Genomic DNA, 19,432 nt, shown 5'->3' with positions numbered 1-19,432 from the left:
AGAAGGGGGTGCGATGTTCGACGTGAACAACTGGCCGTGGTGGGCCGTCACCGGGTACCTGGTCATCGACATCTCGATGCGCGTCATCTCGATCATCATCGTGCCACGCAACCGCCGCCCCAGCTCGGCGATGGCGTGGCTGCTGGCGATCTTCCTCATCCCCGTGCTGGGCGTGCTGCTGTTCCTGCTGATCGGAAACCCCAAGCTGCCGCGCGCACGACGCCGCAAGCAGGAGCAGGTCAACGAGTACATCGCCGAGGCGGCCGGGCACCTGAATTTCGGCTCCGTGCGACCGAACGCGCCCGAGTGGTTCCCGCCGCTGGTGGCCATGAACCAGCATCTGGGCGCCCTCCCGCTCTCCGGTGGCAATGAGGCGCACCTGATCAGCGACTACCAGGAGTCGCTGGATGCCATGGCCGAGGCCATGCGCAACGCACAGGACTACGTGCACGTCGAGTTCTACATCCTGCAGTCGGACGCCTCCACCGACAACTTCTTCCGCGCGATGGAGGAGACGGCGGCCCGGGGCGTCCCGGTGCGCGTACTGCTGGACTACTGGGCCAACCGCTGGAAGCCGAAGTACCGCGAGACACTGAAGCGGCTCGACGACATGGGGGCCGACTGGCACCTGATGCTCCCCGTGCAGCCGCTGCGCGGTCGCATCCAGCGTCCGGATCTGCGCAATCACCGCAAGCTGCTCGTGGTCGACGGCTCGGTCGGGTTCGTCGGATCGCAGAACGTCACCGACTCCTCGTACAACCTGCCCAAGAACATCAAGCGCGGCCTGCACTGGGTCGACCTCATGGTGCGCATGCGGGGACCCGTCGTCGCCAGCCTGAACGCCGTGTTCCTGAGCGACTACTACGCCGAGACCGATCGCGTCCCCGACATCGGCGATCTGACCAGGATCGAGCACGGCACGGGCGAGCTGGGATGCCAGGTCGTGCCGTCGGGTCCGGGATTCGAGGTGGAGAACAACCTGCGACTGTTCCTGGCCCTGCTGTACGCCGCGCGGGAGCGCATCATGATCGTCAGCCCGTACTTCGTACCCGACGAGGCGCTGCTGCTGGCCGTGACCGCGGCGGTCGACCGCGGCGTGCAGGTGGAGCTCTTCGTCTCGGAGGAGGGCGACCAGGCGATGGTCTACCACGCGCAACGCAGCTACTACGAGGCGCTGCTGAGCGCCGGGGTGCGGATCTGGATGTACCCCAGGCCGTACATCCTGCACACCAAGAGTCTCACCATCGACGACCAGGTGGCCGTCATCGGCTCCAGCAACATGGACATGCGCTCCTTCGGTCTGAACATGGAGGTCTCCATGCTGGTCAGAGGCGAGGAGTTCGTCGACGAGATGCGCATCGTCGAGGACGAGTACCGGATGCTCAGCCGCGAGCTGACGCTGGAGGAGTGGATGAAGCAGCCGCTGCGCTCCACCGTGCTCGACAACCTCGCGCGCCTGACCTCGGCGCTGCAGTAGGCCGTTGCCGAGCTGCGGCAGGCGCCGGTTGCCGAGCATGCAAGACCGGGCGAGACTGGGGCCATGAGCCTTTCGCGACTCCGCCTGGTCCCGTTCGTCCTCGCACTCGCCGCCGTCGCGGTGCCGGCAGCCGGATGCTCCACGACTCCGACCGCGCCGGCAGCCACCAGCACGAGCGCATCGGATCCCTCCACGGCGCCGACCGCACCGGGTGAGCACGACTCGGGCGACGTCGGGGCGGCGTGGCTCGCTGGTGGAGCATCCATCGGCATCGTCACCTGGGGCTCGTCGTCGAAGGACTGCCAGCCGCACAGGGCCGACGCGAAGGCAGACGGCCAGACCATCGAGGTGACGCTCACCGACAGAGCGGGGGAGAACACCGCCTGCACCGCGGACTTCGGTCCGCGGGCCATCGCGTTCCCCGTCCCCGGCGGCGTCGACGTCACGAAGGACGTGGCGGTGAGGATCGTCTATCGGGATCTGACGGAGGATGCCGACCTCGACGCGCTCGATGCGGTGCCCAGCGACGCTCCGATCGGACAGCCCTCGGCGGGCTGGTTCGACGACGACGGCATCCTGCTGATCACGTACGGATCCTCGACCTGTCCGCCCGTGCCGGAGCAGGCGGTTCAGACGAAGGACCAGATCTCGGTGTCGTTCGCGTCGCTCGATCGCGTGTGCACGATGGATCTGTCGCCGCGTGTGACGGTCATCCAGCTGACGGAGGAGCGGCAGGGCGATGGATCGTTCACGCTGCGGATGCAGGGGGACGGCCTTTCCGGCGAGGTGCCTGTGCTCGGCTGACCAGCCTGTCCTCGGCCGGACAGAAGTCCGATCAGAAGCGGGAGACGTCGTGCCCGGCGGGGAGCAGGATGCTCAGACCGCCCTGCTGGATGCGGCACGTCATCCGCACGGCGGTGCCCATCTCATCGCCGTCGAGCTCGATCGAGGTGGGGGAGACCATCGCGGCCTCGGCCCGCTGCCCGCGGAGGTACCGGATCGACGCCTCCTTGCCGCGACGCTCGAGCACGCGGCGTCCGGCGCGTGAGCGGCGCAGCACCGAGTTGTCCCACCACACCTTGCGCCAGACGCCCATCCAGCCCAGCGGACCGGTGGGCTGGATGACCGCGATGTCCATCGTGCCGTCGTCGAGCGAGGCATCCGGCATGAGGGCGATCCCCGCAGGAAGGGCGCCGCAGTTGGCGAACAGCATGCTGTGCACCTTGGTGGAGTGCAGCCTGCCGTCATCGAGCTGGTAGACGACGCGGAACGGCTTCGCCCGGGGCAGCGACCGCGCCGCGCCCTCCAGGTACGCGACCCAGCCGACGGTCTTCTTCAGATCGGGGCGTGTGTTGGCGATCATGTCGGCGTCGAGCCCCATCCCGGCCAGCACGACGAATCCGTGCTCGGACGAGGTGCCGTCCTGCTTGGTCAGTTCCGCCCAGCCGATGTCCACCGGATGCGTGAAGCCGGTGAACACGGCATCCATCACCTTCTCCGGATCCAGCAGCGGCAGGCCCAGGTTACGGGCGAACAGGTTGCCCGTGCCGCCGGGGACGATCGCGAAGGGGATGCCGGTACCGGCCATCGCCTCGGAGACCGAGCGCACGGTGCCGTCTCCGCCGGCGGCGAGCACCGCGACGGCGCCCTCGTCCAGAGCCGTGCGGGCGGCCTGCCGCCCGGGGTCGGCCACGCTGGTCTCGTAGAACCTCGGCGGGCCCCAGCCGTGCTTCTTCGAGAGTGCCTGGAGCGTGGCGCGCAGCTTCTTCGTGTCGACCTTCACCGGGTTGAGCACCAGCGCCGCGTGCGGGTGCTGGTCCTCGGATGCCGACATGCCGCCACTCTACGGCCCGTCGCCCCGATCGGCGCGTCGGGGCCGCTCGATAGACTTGCACAATGATCGATCTGAACCTCCTCCGCGACGAGCCCGAGCTCGTCCGTCGTTCACAGCTCGCGCGCGGGAACGCGCCCGAGACCGTCGACGCCGCGATCGAGGCCGACCGATCGCGCCGTGATGCGCTGAACGCGTTCGAGTCCCTGCGGGCCGAGCAGAATGCCTTCGGCAAGACCGTCGCCAAGGCGCCCAAGGACGAGAAGGCGGCGCTCGTCGCGCAGGTGAAGGACCTGGCCGAGCGGGTCAAGGCCGCGCAGCAGGCGTCGAACGAGGCGGCGGACGCCGCAGCATCCGCTCTGGCGAAGATCGAGAACGTCATCATCGACGGCGTCCCCTCCGGTGGCGAGGAGGACTTCGTCGAACTGCGCCGCGTCGGCGAGATCCCCACGTTCGACTTCACTCCGCGCGACCACCTGGAGATCGGCGAGCTGCTGGGCGCCATCGACATGGAGCGGGGCGTGAAGGTCTCCGGCTCCCGGTTCTACTTCCTCAAGGGCATCGGCGCGCGACTGGAGATCGCGCTGATGAACCTGGCGCTGCAGAAGGCGCTCGACAACGGCTTCACGCCCATGATCGTCCCCACGCTGGTGCGCCCGGAGATCATGCAGGGCACCGGGTTCCTCGGCGAGCACGCCGATGAGGTGTACCACCTCGACAAGGAGGACCTGTACCTGGTCGGCACCAGCGAGGTGCCGCTGGCCGGCTACCACAAGGACGAGATCCTCGACCTGTCCGCAGGCGCGCAGCGCTACGCGGGCTGGTCCACCTGCTACCGCAGCGAGGCCGGCTCGTACGGCAAGGACACCCGCGGCATCATCCGCGTGCACCAGTTCAACAAGCTGGAGATGTTCGTCTACACCACTCCCGAGGATGCCGAGGCCGAGCACGACCGGCTGGTCGCGCTGCAGGAGGAGATGCTCACCGCACTCGGCCTGTCGTACCGCGTGATCGACGTGGCCGCCGGCGACCTGGGCTCCAGCGCCGCGCGAAAGTTCGACATCGAGGCGTGGGTGCCCACGCAGGGCGCGTTCCGCGAGCTCACGTCCACGTCGAACTGCACCACGTACCAGGCGCGCCGGCTCGACGTGCGGTATCGCCCCGAAGAGGGTGGGAAGACCGCGAACGTGGCCACGCTGAACGGCACGCTGGCCACCACCCGATGGATCGTCGCCCTCCTCGAGACGCACCAGCAGGCCGACGGGTCGGTCACCGTGCCGGAGGTGCTGCGTCCGTACCTGGGCGGCATCGAGGTGCTGCGGCCCATCGGATGGGTTCCTGAGCCCGTCGAAGGGGTCGACCCTGCGCAGGTCGCGGAGTGACCGTCCGGGGCCTGGTGGGCCTGGACGTCGACGGCACCATCCTGTGCCAGGACGAGACCCTCAGCCCCGGGGTCGTGGACGCCGTCGCCGAGGTGCGGGATGCCGGTTTCGAGGTGATGCTGGCCACCGGTCGCGGGTGGGGCGGCACGCGCGGGTACGTCGAGCAGCTCGGTCTGACGAGCGAGTTCGCGGTGTGCTCGAACGGCGCCGTGATCATGCGGCGCGTCGACGGCGAGTGGACCCGCTGGCACGTGGAGGTGTTCGATCCCACCCCGGTGCTGGCGCTGCTGCGCGAGCGGCTGCCGGAGGCTCGGTACATGGTCGAACTGGAGTCCGGTCAGCGGCTGTACACCGCTGTGCTCGACGACTGGACGCTCGACGGCGGTCGCCAGGTCACGTTCGAGGAGCTCGTCTCGCAGCCCGTCTCGCGCGTGGTGGTCGTCTCGCCGAACCACGATGAGGCGGACTTCCACCGGCTGGTGGAGGAGGTGGGGCTGAACGAGGTCTCCTACGCCATCGGCTGGACGGCATGGCTGGACATCGCCCCGCACGGCGTCGACAAGGGCACCGCGCTCGAGCGGGTGCGCACCGAGCTCGGTGTGAACGGCGAGGACGTGCTGGTGGCCGGGGACGGCCGCAACGACCTCGGCATGTTCGCCTGGGCACAGGGTGGCGGCGGACGCGCCGTCGCGATGGGGCAGGCCCCGGACGAGGTGAAGGACGCCGCCGGCGAGCAGACGCTGAGCGTCGACGACGGCGGTCTCGCGATCGCCCTGAGGACGCTGCTCTGAGGCATCCGGGAGCCCTGCGGCGCAGCATCCGCTCCCCGTGCGTTCCGAGCGTCAATCCAGGGCTTATCCAGGTCTTCACGCCACAATTGAGGCGTCGGCGAGTTCGATCCTCCCCCGGAACCGATAGACTCGACGCCTGATCGACCGGTGCGAGCCGGGATCGGGAGGGTTGTCCGAGCGGCCGATGGAGCTGGTCTTGAAAACCAGTGGGCAGTGATGTCTCGTGGGTTCGAATCCCACACCCTCCGCTTCTGTTCGTGAAAGGCACCGTGTGAGCACCTCCGCCAGGCGACGCATGCCCATCGCCCGTCATGGTCAGCTGCGCTCGCCGGGCGCCGTCGGGCAGCTGCTCAAGCTCATCGGCATCGCCATGGCCGTGGTGCTTGTCAGCGGCATCGGCGTGGCCACGTTCGTGGTCGGCGGGATGCTGAACACCGTCAGCGCCAATGCAGTGCAGCTGGATCACCAGAAGGAGCTGCCGCCGGACATCGCCGCCTACAAGGGCGGATTCGACATCCTGCTGACGGGCGTCGACACCTGCGAGCCGAAGTACGCCGCACTGTTCGGGCAGCGCTGCTCGGGCAAGGACGCCGGCGGCACGCTGAACGACGTCACCATGCTCGTGCACGTCTCGTCCGAGCCGCGCCGCGTCACGGTCGTGAGCTTCCCCCGCGACCTGATGATCCCGATCCCGTCCTGCACGGATGCCAACAACAGGACCTACTCGGCGATGAGCAAGCAGCAGCTCAACGTCGCCTACGAGCACGGCGGCGAGAAGGGCGGGCTGAACTGCGTGGCCAAGACCGTCTCGAGTCTCGTCGGCGGCGAGGACATCGAGTTCGCCGCGAAGGTCACCTTCGGCGGCGTGATCGAGATCACGGATGCCATCGGCGGCGTCGATGTGTGCCTGGCGAACCCCATCAAGGACCGCTTCACGGGTCTCGACATGGCCGCCGGAGATCACACCATCCAGGGCTTGCAGGCGCTGCAGTTCCTGCGCACCCGGCACGGCGTGGGCGACGGCAGCGACCTGGGGCGCATCAGCAACCAGCAGCAGTACATGTCGAGTCTGGTGCGCAAGCTGGTCAGCGGCCAGGTGCTCGGCAACGTCGGCACCATGCTCAGGCTGGCTGACACGGGTCTGAACAACCTCGAGACGTCCACCTCGCTGGCCAACCCCATGACCATCGCGCAGATCGCGCTGGCCGTCAAGGACGTGCCGTTCCAGGACTTCGTGTTCGTGCAGTACCCCACGATGTACGACCCCGCCGATCCGAACCGCGTCATCCCGGACAAGCGCAACGCCAAGATCCTGTGGGACGCCATCACGGCCAACTCGCAGCTGCAGATCACCCACGAGAACAACAGCAACGACGGTGTGGTCGTGAAGGATCCGGGGCCCGAGACGCCCGCGGACCCGGCGACGCCGACGACGAGCCCGACGGATGCTCCCACGGGCACGCCCACCGATGCGCCGACGGATGTCACCCAGCTCCCGTCCGCGATCAAGGGCACGTCGGCCGCCCAGGTCACCTGCTCGAACGGCAACGTGCGGCGCTGAGGTTCGCCCGGTTCGCCGCACTCCGCGCGACCAGTTATGATTGCATGACGTGCTCGATTCCGGTCGGGCACCTGGAGACGTCGCATAGTCAGGCCTAGTGCACCACCCTGCTAAGGTGGAGTCCTCGCAAGGGGACCGAGGGTTCAAATCCCTCCGTCTCCGCCAAGAATTTGAGCCCCGGGACGCAGTCTCGGGGCTCAGATTTTCTGCTGTGACGGATGGCCGATGCGTGTGAGGATGAGGCATGGCCGAGAACGAGACACAGCAGGTGGCACCGGGCATCTACCAGCACTTCAAAGGCGCCCGGTACGAGGTCATCGCCGTCGGCCGGCACAGCGAGACCGACGAGCCGCTGGTCTTCTACCGCAAGCTCTACGACGACTACAGCCACTGGGCGCGCCCGCTGGACATGTTCACGGAGCATGTTGCGCGCGACGGCTACAGCGGCCCGCGATTCGTCCGGATCGCGTAACACGGAGCGCTGCACCGCACCTCGTCAGCATGCACTCAACGGCAGGCGCTGGTCGCAGTCAGCGCGGCATCTAGGCTGGTGGCATGCAGCATCGCATCCTTGGCCGTACCGGCCGTGACGTCTCTCTCATCGGACTGGGAACCTGGCAGCTGGGCGCCGACTGGGGCGAGGTGAGCGAGGCCGATGCGCGGGCGGTGCTGGACGCGAGCGCGGCGGCGGGCGTCACCTTCTTCGACACAGCGGACGTCTACGGCGATGGGCGCAGCGAGTCGCTGATCGGAGCTTGGCGTCGTGATCACCCGGATGCCGAGGTCACCGTCGCGACCAAGATGGGGCGTCGCGTGGATCAGGTCCCGGAGAACTACGTCCTGGAGAACTTCCGCGCGTGGACCGACCGCAGTCGGCGCAACCTGGGCGTCGAGACGCTGGATCTCGTGCAGCTGCACTGCCCGCCCACCGCGGTGTATTCCGATGACGCCGTGTTCGACGCACTGGACACGCTCGTCGACGACGGGGCGATCGCGAACTACGGTGTGAGCGTCGAGAGAGTCGACGAGGCGCTCACCGCGATCGCGCGCCCGGGGGTCGCGACCGTGCAGATCATCCTCAATGCGTTCCGGCTGAAGCCGCTCGACCGCGTGCTGCCGGCCGCGCGCGAAGCCGGAGTCGGGATCATCGCCCGGGTGCCGCTCGCCAGCGGACTGCTCTCGGGGCGCTACACGCACGACACCGTGTTCGCTGCGAACGACCACCGCAGCTTCAACAGGCACGGGGAGGCGTTCGATCAAGGTGAGACGTTCTCGGGTGTCGACTACGACGAGGGCGTGGAGGCTGCGCGGGAGTTCTCCGCGCTCGCAGAGCGGCACGGTCTCGCGCCGGCTGCGGCGGCCCTGGCGTGGGTGTCCCAGATTCCCGGCGTCTCGTCGGTGATCCCCGGCGCCCGCAGCGTCTCCCAGGCGGAGTCGAACGCTGCCGCGGGATCCATTCCGGATCTGGGGGAGGAGTTCACGGCATCCGTGCGCGAGATCTACGACCGCCGCTTCCGCGAGGCCATCCACTCGAAGTGGTGAGCCGTCGATTCGCACGAATCGTGCAGGCCCGCCTCACGGCATGAGCGCCGAGCGGTCTCCCGGGTCTCCTGCCCGCGCGGGCAGGCTCAGCACCAGCAGCATGCGCCTCGTCGGGGTGCGGCGTCCATGGGGTGTTGCGCGCTCGGGCGGACCTTCAGCGCGCAGACACCGCTGCTCCCTGCGCGACCGGTACGAGACGCGCCAACTGCGTGACGTGGCCGGGCTCCAGCTCGGCGAGCGAGGCGACGCCCAGCAGGCGCATGGTGCGCTCGATCTCGGTGCGCAGGATGGTGATCGTGCGGTCCACGCCCGCTCGCCCGCCGGCCATCAGGCCGTACAGGTACGCCCGCCCGATGAGCGTGAAGTCCGCACCCAGGGCGATGGCCGCCACGACGTCGGCGCCGTTCATGATGCCGGTGTCCATCATGACGGTGAAGTCGTCTCCCACGGCCTTGCGCACGTGAGGCAGCAGATGGAACGGGATGGGCGCGCGGTCGAGCTGGCGCCCGCCGTGGTTGGAGAGCACGATGCCGTCGACGCCGGCATCGCGCAGCCGCACCGAGTCCTCGACGTTCTGCACGCCCTTGACGACGATCTTGCCGGGCCACAGGTCGCGGATCACGCCGATGTCGTCATAGCTGATCGTGGGATCCATGGCGGCATCCAGCAGCTCGCCGACGGTCCCGCCGGTGGTGCTGAGCGAGGCGAACTCGAGCTTCGGGGTGGTGAGGAAGTCGAACCACCACCACGGTCGCGGGATCGCGTTGATGATGGTTCCCAGCGTCAGCTGCGGCGGGATGCTGAACCCGTTGCGCTTGTCGCGCAGCCGGGCTCCGGCTACCGGCGTGTCCACGGTGAAGTGCAGGGTGTCGAACCCGGCGGCGGCGGCGCGGCGGGTGAGCTCGTAGGAGATCTCGCGGTCGCGCATGACGTACAGCTGGAACCAGTTCCTTCCTGGAATGGGTCCCTGAGGCTCTCGAAGGTTGGCGGCCTTCACGCCCTCGATCGACGTGGTGCCGAGCGTGGACAGTGTGAACGGGATGCCGGCGGCTGCGGCGGCCCCGGCACCGGCGGTCTCGCCCTCGGTCTGCCGTCACCGCGGGCAAGCACGTGTGGTCGGAGAAGCCGCTGGGCCTGGAGCGCGAGGGCGCGGCACAGCTGCTGCGTGCAGCGGCTGCCGCGGGCGTACGGATCGGCTCCGCACCCGACACCATCCTCGGCCCCGGCTTCCAGACCGCGAAGCGGGCCATCCAGGGCGGGGTGATCGGTCGTCCCCTGTTCGCCAGCACAGTATTCCAGACCCAGGGGCCCGACATGTGGCATCCCGAGCCGGCCCCTTCTTCTTCGCACAAGGGGCCGGCCCGCTGCTGGACATGGGGCCGTACTACTTCTCCGCGCTGGTGAGCCTGCTCGGCCCCATCGTCTCCGTCGCCGCCCGCGGTTCGCGCTCTCGCACGCAGCGCGAGATCCGCACGGGCCCGCGCGCGGGCGAGACGTTCCCTGTCGAGGTGCCGTCCCGCGTGCAGGTGCTGACTTCGTTCGAGGGCGGACAGCACGGTACGCACCTGCTGAGCTTCGACTCGGCGCTGGAACGGCACGGCATCGTCGAGATCCACGGCACCGAGGGCACGATCGTGCTGCCGGACCCCAACCAGTTCGACGGTCGCATCGCGTACGTGAAGCCCCTCGGCGTGCTGCGCGATGGCATGTCCGTCGAGCAGGAGTGGATCGAGATCCCCTCGCACGGCGTCGTCACCGGCCGCGGCCTGGGTGTGCTGGACATGGCCCGTGCCATCGCCGAGGATCGCCCGCACGTCGCCAACGGCGAGCTCGGCTATCACGTGCTCGACGTCATGCTCTCGGCGCAGGAGTCCGCGGCCTCCGGCAGCACGCTCGACATCGCCAGCACCGTCGCTCCCGTGCCGCTGCTCCCGGAGGGCTTCGACCCGTTCGTCGCGACGAGGTGACGCGGAGGCGGGGCGGCCGGCCGCCCCGCCTCAAGCTTCCGTCAACTCGCTGAGTCGGTCCGCCCCGCTCCGATACCCTCGACTCATGCCATCCGCGACGACGCAGTCCACCAAACGGGAGGCTTTCGGCTCCCGGAACGTCTTCATCCTCTCCGCGATCGGATCGGCGGTGGGGTTGGGGAACATCTGGCGATTCCCGTACGTCGCCTACGAGGGCGGCGGCGGGGCGTTCCTCATCCCGTACCTGTGCGCGCTGCTGACCGCCGGCATCCCGTTGCTGTTCCTCGACTACGCGATCGGGCACCGGTTCCGCGGGTCGGCGCCACTGGCGTTCCGCCGCATGCACCGGGCCGCCGAGCCGCTGGGCTGGTGGCAGGTGCTGATCTGCGTGGTGATCGCCACCTACTACGCCGTGATCATCGCGTGGGCCGCCATGTACACCTGGTTCTCCGCGCAGATCACCTGGGGCGCCGGAAACGAGAACGACTTCTTCTTCGGCGACTTCCTGCAGATGGGGGACGTCAAGCACGGCGTATCGACGCAGTTCGTGCCACAGGTGGGATACCCGCTGATCGCGGTGTGGCTGGTCGTCGTCATCATCATGGCCCTGGGCGTCAAGCGCGGCATCGGGCGCGCCAACGTCGTGCTCATGCCGCTGCTGACGGTGATGTTCGCTGCCCTGGTGGTGCAGTCGCTGTTCCTGCCCGGCGCCGTCGACGGCCTGAACGCCTTCTTCACGCCCAACTGGCAGGCGCTCGCCGACCCCGCGGTGTGGGCCTCCGCCTACGGACACATCTTCTTCTCGCTGTCGGTGGCGTTCGGCATCATGGTCACCTATTCCTCGTACCTCAAGCGCAGGACCGACCTCACCGGCTCCGGCCTGGTGGTGGCGTTCGCGAACTCCGGCTTCGAGATCCTCGCCGGAATCGGCGTGTTCGCGGCCCTGGGCTTCATGGCGCAGGCGCAGGGCACGGATGTCGCGCACACCGCGACCGCGGGCATCGGCCTGGCCTTCGTGGCCTTCCCGACGATCGTCTCGCAGGCCACCGGCGGATCGATCATCGGCGTGCTGTTCTTCGGCGCCCTGGTGTTCGCGGGCATCACCTCGCTGATCTCCGTGCTCGAGGTGGTGGTCGCAGCTCTCCAGGACAAGCTGGGCTGGGGGCGCGTGCGCACCACGCTGGTGGTGTCGATCCCCGTCGCGCTGATCTCCATCGCGATGTTCTCCACGACCACGGCCCTGGCCGTGCTGGACACCACCGATGCGTTCATCAACGCGTTCGGCATCATGGCCGTCGCCCTGGTCGCGGTCATACTCGTCGGGTGGATTCTGCACCGGCTCCCTGCGCTGCGCGACCACCTCAACCGGCGCTCCAGCTTCACCGTCGGATGGTTCTGGATGCTGCTGGTCGGCGCGCTGGCGCCGCTCGTGCTGGGCTACCTGTTCGTCAGTGAAATCAGGGCCAAGGTCGATGCGCCCTACGGCGGCTACCCGATGTGGTTCCTGTCGATCTTCGGCTGGGGGATGGTCGTCTCGCTCGTGGTGCTGGCGATCCTGCTGTCGCTGCTGCCGTGGAGCCGGCGCTCGCGCGCCAAGGACGACCCGGAGTACGACGCGTTCCTCGTCGATGAGGCGTACGCGCCGGACGCGGAGACCGGCGCCGTCCGGATCCCGGATGCTGCAGGCAGAGCGGATGCCGTGACGAGAGGAGCCCGGTCATGACACCCGTCGCCGTCGTCATGATGATCATCGCCATGGTCACGGTCTGGGGCGGACTCGTCGCCGGCGTGATCAACCTCGCCCGGCATCCTGAGGTCGCCGAGGCCGAGCCCGACCCGCCGGCCGAGCTGTAGAGCGACACGGATCGTCACGCAGGAATACTCGCGCTCCGCACCTGTTGTCACGAGCATGACAACTCTCGGAATCATCGGTGCAGGACACATCGGCAGCCAGGTCGCACGCGCGGCTGTCACGGCCGGATACGACGTGGTGATCGCGAACTCGCGCGGGCCCGAGACCCTCGCGGATCTCGTGGCCGAGCTGGGCGAGCACGCCAGGGCGGCGACGGCGGCGGATGCCGGGGCCGCCGGCGATGTGGTGGTGGTGACCGTGCCGTTCCATGCGCTCGCCCAGATCCCCGTCGAGCCGCTGGCAGGCAAGATCGTGCTCGACACCAACAACTACTACTTCGAGCGCGACGGCCGCATCGATGCGCTGGATCGGGGAGAGACCACCACCTCGCAGCTGGTGCAGCAGCACCTGCCCACCTCGCTCGTCGCGAAGGCGTTCAATCACATCCCCGCCCGCGACATCACGACCGACGTCGCCCCGGCGGGAACGCCGAACCGTCGTGCGCTGGCCACCGCGAGCGACCACGCGGATGCTGTGGAGTTCGTCACCCGCTTCTACGACGAGCTCGGCTTCGACACCGTCAACATCGGCCCGCTCAGCGAGTCGTGGCGCGTCGAGCGCGACCGTCCCGCCTACGTCGTGCGGCAGAACGCCGAGGAGCTGAAGGCCAACCTGGCCATCGCCAACCGCCTGCCCTGAGCCGGTCGGATGGCGCGGGATTCAATGCCGCGCCATCCACTCCGTCACACGTGCGATGGTCCGCCCGAACGCGGGTTCCTCCGGGCGATTGAGGTGCCCGTGCGTCGTGTCCGGCTCCAGCGACACGTCCGTGGCGATGCCGGCATCCGTCAGCGTCGCGGCGAACACCTCACCCGAGACCCGCAGCTCGTCCACCTCGCTGTTGACGATGATCGTCGCGGGGAACCCCGCGACGTCGGATGGCGTCGCCAGCCCTGGCGCAGCGGTCAGGGGCGCGTCGTCCGCGCGCCCGCCGAGGTACGTCTCGTACATCGCCCGCACTGCTGACGGGCCGAACACGTCGGCCGCTGGATTGGCATCCAGGGCGGCTCGCAGTCCGGCCGGCGGTGCCGGTTGCGCCGCCAGCAGCGTCGGATACGCCAGGATCACTCCGGTCGGTATGGGAGCGGATGCCGTGGCAGGCGCGTGCCCGAGCATCCGCAGCACTGCGCCGGCGACGATGTTCGCGCCAGCGCTGGCGCCGCCGATGAAGAGACGCTCGGCGCTGTCAGCCCCGTCGGCGAGCCACGACCAGGCTGTGAGGACGTCGTCGGAACCCGCGGGGAACGTCCGCGAACCGTCTTCGCCCACCAACGCGTAGTCCACGGACACGACGGCCGCGCCGTGCGCAGCGACGGCCCGGGACACGGCATCCGCCTCCGGCATGTCCAGGCCGCCATGCACGAAGCCGCCGCCGTGCGCCCAGAGCAGCGTGCTCCCCCGCAGCGGGCCGTCGGACGCGGGATAGAGGCGGACGAGACCGTCGAGCTCGGTGCGAGGCATGGTTCCAGGATGCCACCGGTTCATGCGGAGAACTGGCCGATGTCGATGGCTGGTGGTTGAATCCAGACATGGTGCTGGAGAGGGAGACCGGCCTGGAGTCCTCGCGCGTCGCCGATGCGCTGCGCGAGGACATCATGCTGGGCCGGCGCGAACCCGGCTCGCGGCTGATCGAACGAGACATCGCGGCTGAGCTGCACGTCTCCCGGCTTCCTGTGCGGGAGGCCATCAAAGCGCTCGTCGCCGAGGGCATCGTGATCTCGACGCCGCGCAGCTGGGCTGTGGTGCGGGAGTTCTCCGTGCAGGATCTGCAGGACTTCGCCGAGGTGCGATCGGCCGTGGAGACCCTCGCGTTCGTCCTGGCGACGCAGCGCACCGACGACGCCGGGTTCGCGCGCCTGGAGGCGATCGTCGATGAGGAGGACGCCGCGGCGGCCTCCGGCGACGCGGCGGCCTCGCGCGCGGCATCCGCCATGTTCCACATCACCGCGGTGGAGCTGGCGCACAATGCCATGCTCTCGGAGCTGGCGGCCTCGCTCATCACGCGACTGCGCTGGCTGTTCGGCCAGCACGATGAGCTGGCCGAGATGACCGCGGCGCACCGCGAGATCCTCGCTGTCATGAGGAGGCGCGACATCGAGACGCTCAAGACCATGATCCCCGCGCACCTGGCGGCAGGCCGCGCGTCCGCTGAGGAGCGGTTGCGGGCACGCCAGGGCGATGCCCGCTGACTTCACTGCCGAACGTCGGCGGCGGCCGGTACGCTCGGTTCGGGAGGTGCTCGTGGGACGCACGACGGATGCCATCGGCGAGGGTGTCGCGATCGCCACGGCGGCGGCACGGCTGGCGGTGAAGAACCAGATCCTGGTCGGCACGATCGCGCGCGGCGGCACGTTCGAGATCGACCACTACATGCACGTCGCTCGCAGAGAGCTGAAGCTCATGGCCAAGGAATCCGACGAAGAGGCGGAGCGGTTGGCCAAGCTGCGCAAGCGCGCCAAGGGGCGGCATTCCGACCCGCACGGCACGCATGACTACCGCGATCGTGATGTGCGCAACCTTCGTCGCCGTGCCAAGCAGTCCGCCGGCGTCGCCGACCGGTTGCGCAAGATGACCGACGAGCCCGACTCGCTGCGCGCGCTCGTGGAGGAGGCGCGCGTGGCGGCGTGGGGCGACGTGCGCGGCAATCTCGACCGCCGACTGCGGGTCGAGGGTATGCGCCCCGATCAGGATCCGGATTACGACCGCATGCGCGAAGCGCGGATGCAGGCCCTGAAGCTCGTCGATCTTCAGGCGCTCTCGTCCGAGCGCCGCGCGCGCCGCAAGCGCGAGAAGGCTGCAGAGAAAGCGGCCGAGAAGCAGGCGGTCAAGTCCGAGCGGAGCACCCGTCGCGAGTCGCGACACGCGGGGGATGCGTGAGGGCTCGGCCCGATTTCGCGTCGTGCGTGGCGGTGCTGTAGGCTGTTCCCTGGCCCGCTGAGCGGGGAATGCGCCACTAGCTCAATGGATAGAGCATCTGACTACGGATCAGAAGGTTGGGGGTTCGAGTCCCTCGTGGCGCACACTGTGTTGAGACAGTAGCGAAACCCCCTCTCCGGAGGGGGTTTCTTCTGTTCCCGGCGACTCCTCGGTGATCCGCCTCGCGCCCCGCGAGACTGGTGATCGCCCCGCGGTCGTGTCGCTCCTCGGCGATCACGGAGCGCAGGCGCTGTGCGGTGCGAACCGCCCGCGGCGCCGTGGTGGCGGTTCTGGTGGGCCTCAGCTGTGCAGGCTGTGCAGCGCCGGGTCGCGCTCGGCGAACTCCGCCGCCGTGTCGACGAGCACGTCCCGCATCGCGGACACGGCGACGCCGGGAGTGACATCCGAGCGGTGCGCGAGGCTGACCGTCCTGGTCAGCTTCGCCGACAGCCGCGCGGAGCGCAGGGCAGGCCGGTTCGTCAGCGCCATGGCCGGCACGACGGCGACGCCCAGCCCCTGCTCCACGAATCGCAGCACCGCATCCATCTCCGGTCCCTCCAGCACTGGGGCCGGTGCGAGCCCCGCGGCGCGGAACGCGGCATCCGTCGTCGCCCGCAGGTCGTAGCTGCGATCCAGCGCGATCAGCGGCAGCTCGGCGAGCTCTGCGATTCCGACCGTCGTGCCCTCGGCGATGAGCGGCTCGGCTGTCGAGGTCGCCACCACCAGCTCCTCCGCCAGCAGCGGCATCCGGTTCAGTGATGCACCCGGCATCGACCGGGTATCGGAGGCTGTGACCAGCGCGATGTCCAATTGGCCGACGGCCAGCTGATCGGTCAGCGTCCGCGACCCGGCCTCAGCCAGGTGCAGATCCACTCCGGGATGCGCGGCGTGGAACGCGCTGATGGCCTCGGCGACCAGGCTCACGCAGAGCGTGGGCGGCGCGCCCAGGCGAACGCGGCCACGGCGCAGTCCGGCCAGCTCGTCCATCTCGTCGCGAATGGCGTCGACCTCGGTGAGGATCCGCTGCGCGCGGGGCATCAGCGCCTCGCCCGCAGGAGTCAGCGTGATGTGCCCGCGGGCGCGATGCAGCAGGAGGGCGCCGAGCTCGTGCTCGAGCGTCGAGATCTGCCGGCTCAACGACGGCTGGGCAACGTGCAGGATCTCGGATGCTCGAGTGAAGTGCCGCAGGCGCGCCACCTCCACGAATCCACGCAGCTGCTCCAAGTTCATGCGCTCAGGCTATCGAATCGAGCTGAATAATGCATTGGAACTATTGAAATGATGAGCTTAGCGTGGATCGCATGAGTGCTCGCGAACGTCAGATCTCCACCACCGTACTGGTCATCGGCACCGGCGGGTCGGGGTTGCGCGCGGCGATCGAGGTCGCCGAGCACGGCATCGACGTGCTGGCGGTCGGAAAGCGTCCGCGCCAGGACGCGCACACGTCCCTGGCGGCCGGAGGCATCAACGCGGCCCTGGGAACCATGGATGCCGAAGACAGCTGGCAGCAGCATGCCGCCGACACCATCAAGGAGAGCTACCTGCTGGCCGATCCGCAGACGGTGGAGATCGTGACGCGGGGCGCGGAGCGCGGCATCCGTGATCTCGAGCGGTGGGGGATGGGCTTCGCCCGTGAGGACGACGGCCGCATCTCGCAGCGCTTCTTCGGTGCGCACACCTTCCGCCGCACGGCGTTCGCCGGCGACTACACCGGCCTCGAGATCCAGCGCACCCTGGTTCGGCGCGCCGAGGAGCTGGACGTTCCGATCCTCGACGGCGTCTACATCACTCGCATCCTCGTGCGCGAAGGCGTCGTGTTCGGCGCCTACGGCTTCGACCAGTCCGACGGCACGCGCTACCTCATCCACGCCGACGCCGTCATCCTCGCCGCCGGCGGCCACACCCGCATCTGGCGGCGCACCTCCTCGCGCCGCGACGAGAACACCGGCGACTCCTTCCGGCTCGCCGTCGAGGCGGGCGCCCGCATCCGCGATCCCGAACTCGTGCAATTCCACCCGTCCGGCATCATCGAGCCCGAGAACGCGGCCGGCACGCTGGTCTCCGAAGCGGCGCGCGGCGAGGGCGGCATCCTGCGCAACGGCCTGGGCGAGCGCTTCATGTCGGGGTACGACCCGGAGAGGATGGAGCTCTCCACCCGCGACCGCGTCGCGCTCGCCGCGTACACCGAGATCAAGCAGGGGCGCGGAACGAGGAACGGCGGCGTCTGGCTCGACGTCTCGCACCTGCCTCGCGAGACGATCATGACGCGGCTGCCGCGCGTGTACCAGACACTGCTCGAGCTGCAGATGCTCGACATCACCACCGACCCGATCGAGATCGCGCCTACCGCGCACTACTCGATGGGCGGCGTATGGGTGCGTCCGGAGGACCACAGCACCGACGTCGACGGGCTCTACGCCGTGGGCGAGGCGGCCAGTGGGCTGCACGGCGCGAACCGGCTCGGCGGCAACTCGCTGATCGAGCTGCTCGTCTACGGCCGCATCGTCGCGCAGGCGGCGATGGCGCACGCGCTGGGTCTGAATGCGCAGCGGCGCTCGGCGGATGCCGTGGCGCAGGCCCGCGCGGAGATCGACGACCTGCTCGCCGCCGACGGCACTGAGAACGTGCGGGCGCTGCAGCGCGCGATCCGCAACACCATGACCGAGCACGCCGGCGTCGTGCGCGACGAGCAGGGGCTGCGCGAAGGGCTCGCCGAGCTCGACGCGATCGAGGCCCGGATGGCGGATGTCGGAATCCACCCGGACATCGCCGGGTTCCAGGATCTTGCGCATGCATTCGACCTGAAGGCGTCGGCGATCGCCGCCAGTGCGACGCTCGAAGCGGCGCTGGAGCGCCGCGAGACCCGCGGATGCCACAACCGCAGCGACTACCCCGAGACCGATCCCGCGATGCAGGTGAATCTGGTGTGGTCGCCCCGCACCGGAGTGACCCGCGAGGCGATCGCCCCTGTCCCCGACGAGATCGCCGAACTGATGCGGGAGGTCGACAGCACCGGGAAGCTCGTGGAGTAGGGGTCGCGCGGAACGAAGATGCCCCTCTGCGCGACGAGCAGAGGGGCATCTTTCGATCGCCTACTTGATGTGCTTCGCGATCCAGTCGTCGGCGATGGTCTGGATGTCGTCGCCGTCGGCGATGCGGCCGTTCATCGTCATTAGGTCGGTGGTGGTCAGCGCGGCCGAGATCTGATCGAGCACCTTCTTCACCTTGTCCGAAGCGACCTCCTTGCGGATCACGGGAAGGACGTTCGCCGGCAGGAACAGGCCCTTGTCGTCGACCAGGCTGACGAACCCGCCCTCCTTGATGGCCGGGTCGGAGCTGAACATGTCGCCCACTTGCGCCTGACCGTTCTGTAGCGCGGAGAGCGTGAGGGGGCCGCCGGCGTCGAGGACCTTGAACTCCTTGAACTTCAGCCCGTACACCTGCTCGAGCCCGGGGAGGCCGATCTGCCGGGTCTTCCATTCCGCCGGACCAGCCAGGACGAGCTGGTCGGCGACCGGAGCCAGGTCGGAGATCTTCACCAGATCGTGCTTCTTCGCGACGTCGGCGCCGACCACGAGCACATCCGTGTTCTCCGCCTCGGCGGGGTCGAGCACCTCGATGCCCTCGGGGTTCAGCTTGTCCTTGAGCTGCTGCTGGATGACATCGCGGTCCGTCTCGGTCGTCTTCGGGTCGAGTTCGCCCAGCAGGTAGCCGTTGTACTCGGGAAGCAGATTGATGGACCCGTCCTTCAGCGCCTGCATGTAGACCTCGCGGCTGCCGATGTTCAGCTTCTCCTCGACGTCGACGCCCGCATCCTTCAACGCATGCGAGTAGATCGTGGCGAGCAGCTGGCTCTCCGAGAAGTCCGCCGAGCCGACGATGATCTTCGTCGTGTCGCCGGCGCTGCCGTTGCCGCCTGCTCCGGTGCTGAGCGGATCTGCTCCGGAACAGGCCGGGAGAGCGAGTACGGCGGCGACGGCGAGCGTAGCGAGCATGGCTTTCTTGTGCATGATGAGTCCTTTCGCAGGGCGGTGAGGTGTGTGGGGCGTGGTG

The 19,432-nt window shown here is 68.8% G+C and carries 17 protein-coding genes, 3 tRNA genes and 2 pseudogenes; 17 read left to right on the top strand and 5 right to left on the bottom strand.

The features are described 5' to 3' along the window. Positions 1–13 precede the first annotated feature (13 nt). Entirely contained in the window at positions 14–1,477 is a 1,464-nt protein-coding gene (cls, locus tag WA967_RS06925; protein ID WP_424420434.1) for a cardiolipin synthase, read from the top strand. A gap of 63 nt (positions 1,478–1,540) precedes the next feature. Further along, complete coding sequence (locus tag WA967_RS06920) at positions 1,541–2,281, top strand: hypothetical protein (RefSeq protein ID WP_424420432.1); 741 nt, start codon at positions 1,541–1,543, stop codon at positions 2,279–2,281. Between the two features lie 31 nt (positions 2,282–2,312). Here WA967_RS06920 and WA967_RS06915 read toward each other — a convergent pair whose 3' ends face one another. Further along, positions 2,313–3,311, bottom strand: coding sequence for a diacylglycerol/lipid kinase family protein (locus tag WA967_RS06915; RefSeq protein WP_424420429.1), 999 nt, complete (start codon positions 3,309–3,311; stop codon positions 2,313–2,315). Between the two features lie 62 nt (positions 3,312–3,373). Between WA967_RS06915 and serS the strand changes: the two genes are divergently transcribed. The 7 genes from serS to WA967_RS06880 all read left to right on the top strand — a co-directional run bounded on the left by serS (position 3,374) and on the right by WA967_RS06880 (position 8,584). After that, positions 3,374–4,690 (top strand): serine--tRNA ligase, encoded by a 1,317-nt coding sequence (gene serS / locus WA967_RS06910; protein WP_424420426.1) that lies wholly within the window; start codon positions 3,374–3,376, stop codon positions 4,688–4,690. Then, on the top strand, positions 4,687–5,481 hold the full coding sequence (locus tag WA967_RS06905) for an HAD family hydrolase (RefSeq protein WP_424420423.1): 795 nt from the start codon (positions 4,687–4,689) through the stop codon (positions 5,479–5,481). Before serS ends, WA967_RS06905 begins: the two co-directional genes overlap by 4 nt. A gap of 163 nt (positions 5,482–5,644) precedes the next feature. After that, positions 5,645–5,729, top strand: a tRNA-Ser gene (locus WA967_RS06900). Between the two features lie 47 nt (positions 5,730–5,776). Next, positions 5,777–7,042, top strand: coding sequence for an LCP family protein (locus tag WA967_RS06895; protein WP_424420420.1), 1,266 nt, complete (start codon positions 5,777–5,779; stop codon positions 7,040–7,042). Positions 7,043–7,115: 73 nt separating this feature from the next. Next, positions 7,116–7,207 (top strand) — tRNA-Ser (locus WA967_RS06890). Positions 7,208–7,286: 79 nt separating this feature from the next. Continuing rightward, positions 7,287–7,514, top strand: a complete 228-nt coding sequence (locus WA967_RS06885; RefSeq protein WP_424420417.1) for a DUF1653 domain-containing protein — start codon at positions 7,287–7,289, stop codon at positions 7,512–7,514. Between the two features lie 83 nt (positions 7,515–7,597). After that, a complete protein-coding gene (locus WA967_RS06880) occupies positions 7,598–8,584 on the top strand; it encodes an aldo/keto reductase (RefSeq protein WP_424420415.1) in 987 nt (328 codons plus the stop codon). A gap of 154 nt (positions 8,585–8,738) precedes the next feature. Here the strand turns inward: WA967_RS06880 and WA967_RS06875 are convergent. Beyond that, positions 8,739–9,674, bottom strand: a pseudogene (locus WA967_RS06875) (alpha-hydroxy acid oxidase); the annotation flags it as partial. On the opposite strand from WA967_RS06875, the pseudogene WA967_RS06870 reads away from it, so the two are divergent. From WA967_RS06870 to WA967_RS06855, 4 genes and pseudogenes are all read left to right on the top strand, one after another. Next, positions 9,671–10,551: pseudogene (locus WA967_RS06870) on the top strand (Gfo/Idh/MocA family protein); the annotation flags it as partial. The pseudogenes WA967_RS06875 and WA967_RS06870 overlap by 4 nt on opposite strands. Before the next feature lie 85 nt (positions 10,552–10,636). Continuing rightward, entirely contained in the window at positions 10,637–12,274 is a 1,638-nt protein-coding gene (locus WA967_RS06865; RefSeq protein WP_424420412.1) for a sodium-dependent transporter, read from the top strand. Then, positions 12,271–12,405, top strand: coding sequence for a methionine/alanine import family NSS transporter small subunit (locus WA967_RS06860; RefSeq protein WP_424420410.1), 135 nt, complete (start codon positions 12,271–12,273; stop codon positions 12,403–12,405). Before WA967_RS06865 ends, WA967_RS06860 begins: the two co-directional genes overlap by 4 nt. Positions 12,406–12,460: 55 nt before the next feature. Beyond that, positions 12,461–13,102, top strand: a complete 642-nt coding sequence (locus WA967_RS06855; RefSeq protein WP_424420408.1) for an NADPH-dependent F420 reductase — start codon at positions 12,461–12,463, stop codon at positions 13,100–13,102. A 21-nt stretch (positions 13,103–13,123) separates the two neighbouring features. Here the strand turns inward: WA967_RS06855 and WA967_RS06850 are convergent, their stop codons facing one another. After that, positions 13,124–13,924 carry an alpha/beta hydrolase gene (locus tag WA967_RS06850; RefSeq protein ID WP_424420407.1) on the bottom strand — a complete coding sequence of 267 codons (801 nt, stop codon included), beginning with the start codon at positions 13,922–13,924 and terminating at the stop codon, positions 13,124–13,126. Between the two features lie 68 nt (positions 13,925–13,992). Between WA967_RS06850 and WA967_RS06845 the strand changes: the two genes are divergently transcribed. The 3 genes from WA967_RS06845 (at position 13,993) to WA967_RS06835 (ending at position 15,483) form a co-directional block, all read left to right on the top strand. Further along, positions 13,993–14,652 (top strand): GntR family transcriptional regulator, encoded by a 660-nt coding sequence (locus WA967_RS06845; RefSeq protein WP_424420405.1) that lies wholly within the window; start codon positions 13,993–13,995, stop codon positions 14,650–14,652. Between the two features lie 52 nt (positions 14,653–14,704). Then, the gene (locus WA967_RS06840) at positions 14,705–15,340 is read left to right on the top strand and encodes an asparagine synthase (protein ID WP_424420402.1); all 636 of its coding nucleotides are present in this window, start codon (positions 14,705–14,707) and stop codon (positions 15,338–15,340) included. 70 nt (positions 15,341–15,410) lie between these two features. Continuing rightward, positions 15,411–15,483 (top strand) — tRNA-Arg (locus WA967_RS06835). 196 nt (positions 15,484–15,679) lie between these two features. Here the strand turns inward: WA967_RS06835 and WA967_RS06830 are convergent. Then, complete coding sequence (locus WA967_RS06830; protein WP_424420399.1) at positions 15,680–16,609, bottom strand: LysR family transcriptional regulator; 930 nt, start codon at positions 16,607–16,609, stop codon at positions 15,680–15,682. A 71-nt stretch (positions 16,610–16,680) separates the two neighbouring features. Here WA967_RS06830 and WA967_RS06825 point away from each other — a divergent pair, with 71 nt between their 5' ends. Beyond that, the gene (locus WA967_RS06825) at positions 16,681–18,411 is read left to right on the top strand and encodes an L-aspartate oxidase (RefSeq protein ID WP_424420396.1); all 1,731 of its coding nucleotides are present in this window, start codon (positions 16,681–16,683) and stop codon (positions 18,409–18,411) included. A gap of 60 nt (positions 18,412–18,471) precedes the next feature. On the opposite strand, the gene WA967_RS06820 is transcribed toward WA967_RS06825, so the two are convergent. After that, a complete protein-coding gene (locus WA967_RS06820) occupies positions 18,472–19,389 on the bottom strand; it encodes an ABC transporter substrate-binding protein (RefSeq protein WP_424420393.1) in 918 nt (305 codons plus the stop codon). Positions 19,390–19,432: the final 43 nt, after the last annotated feature.

Source organism: Microbacterium sp. (assembly GCF_049650565.1).
Lineage (GTDB): Bacteria > Actinomycetota > Actinomycetes > Actinomycetales > Microbacteriaceae > Microbacterium.
The sequence above is the reverse complement of the archived record's forward strand: the minus strand, read 5'-3'. Positions and strand labels throughout refer to the sequence as shown.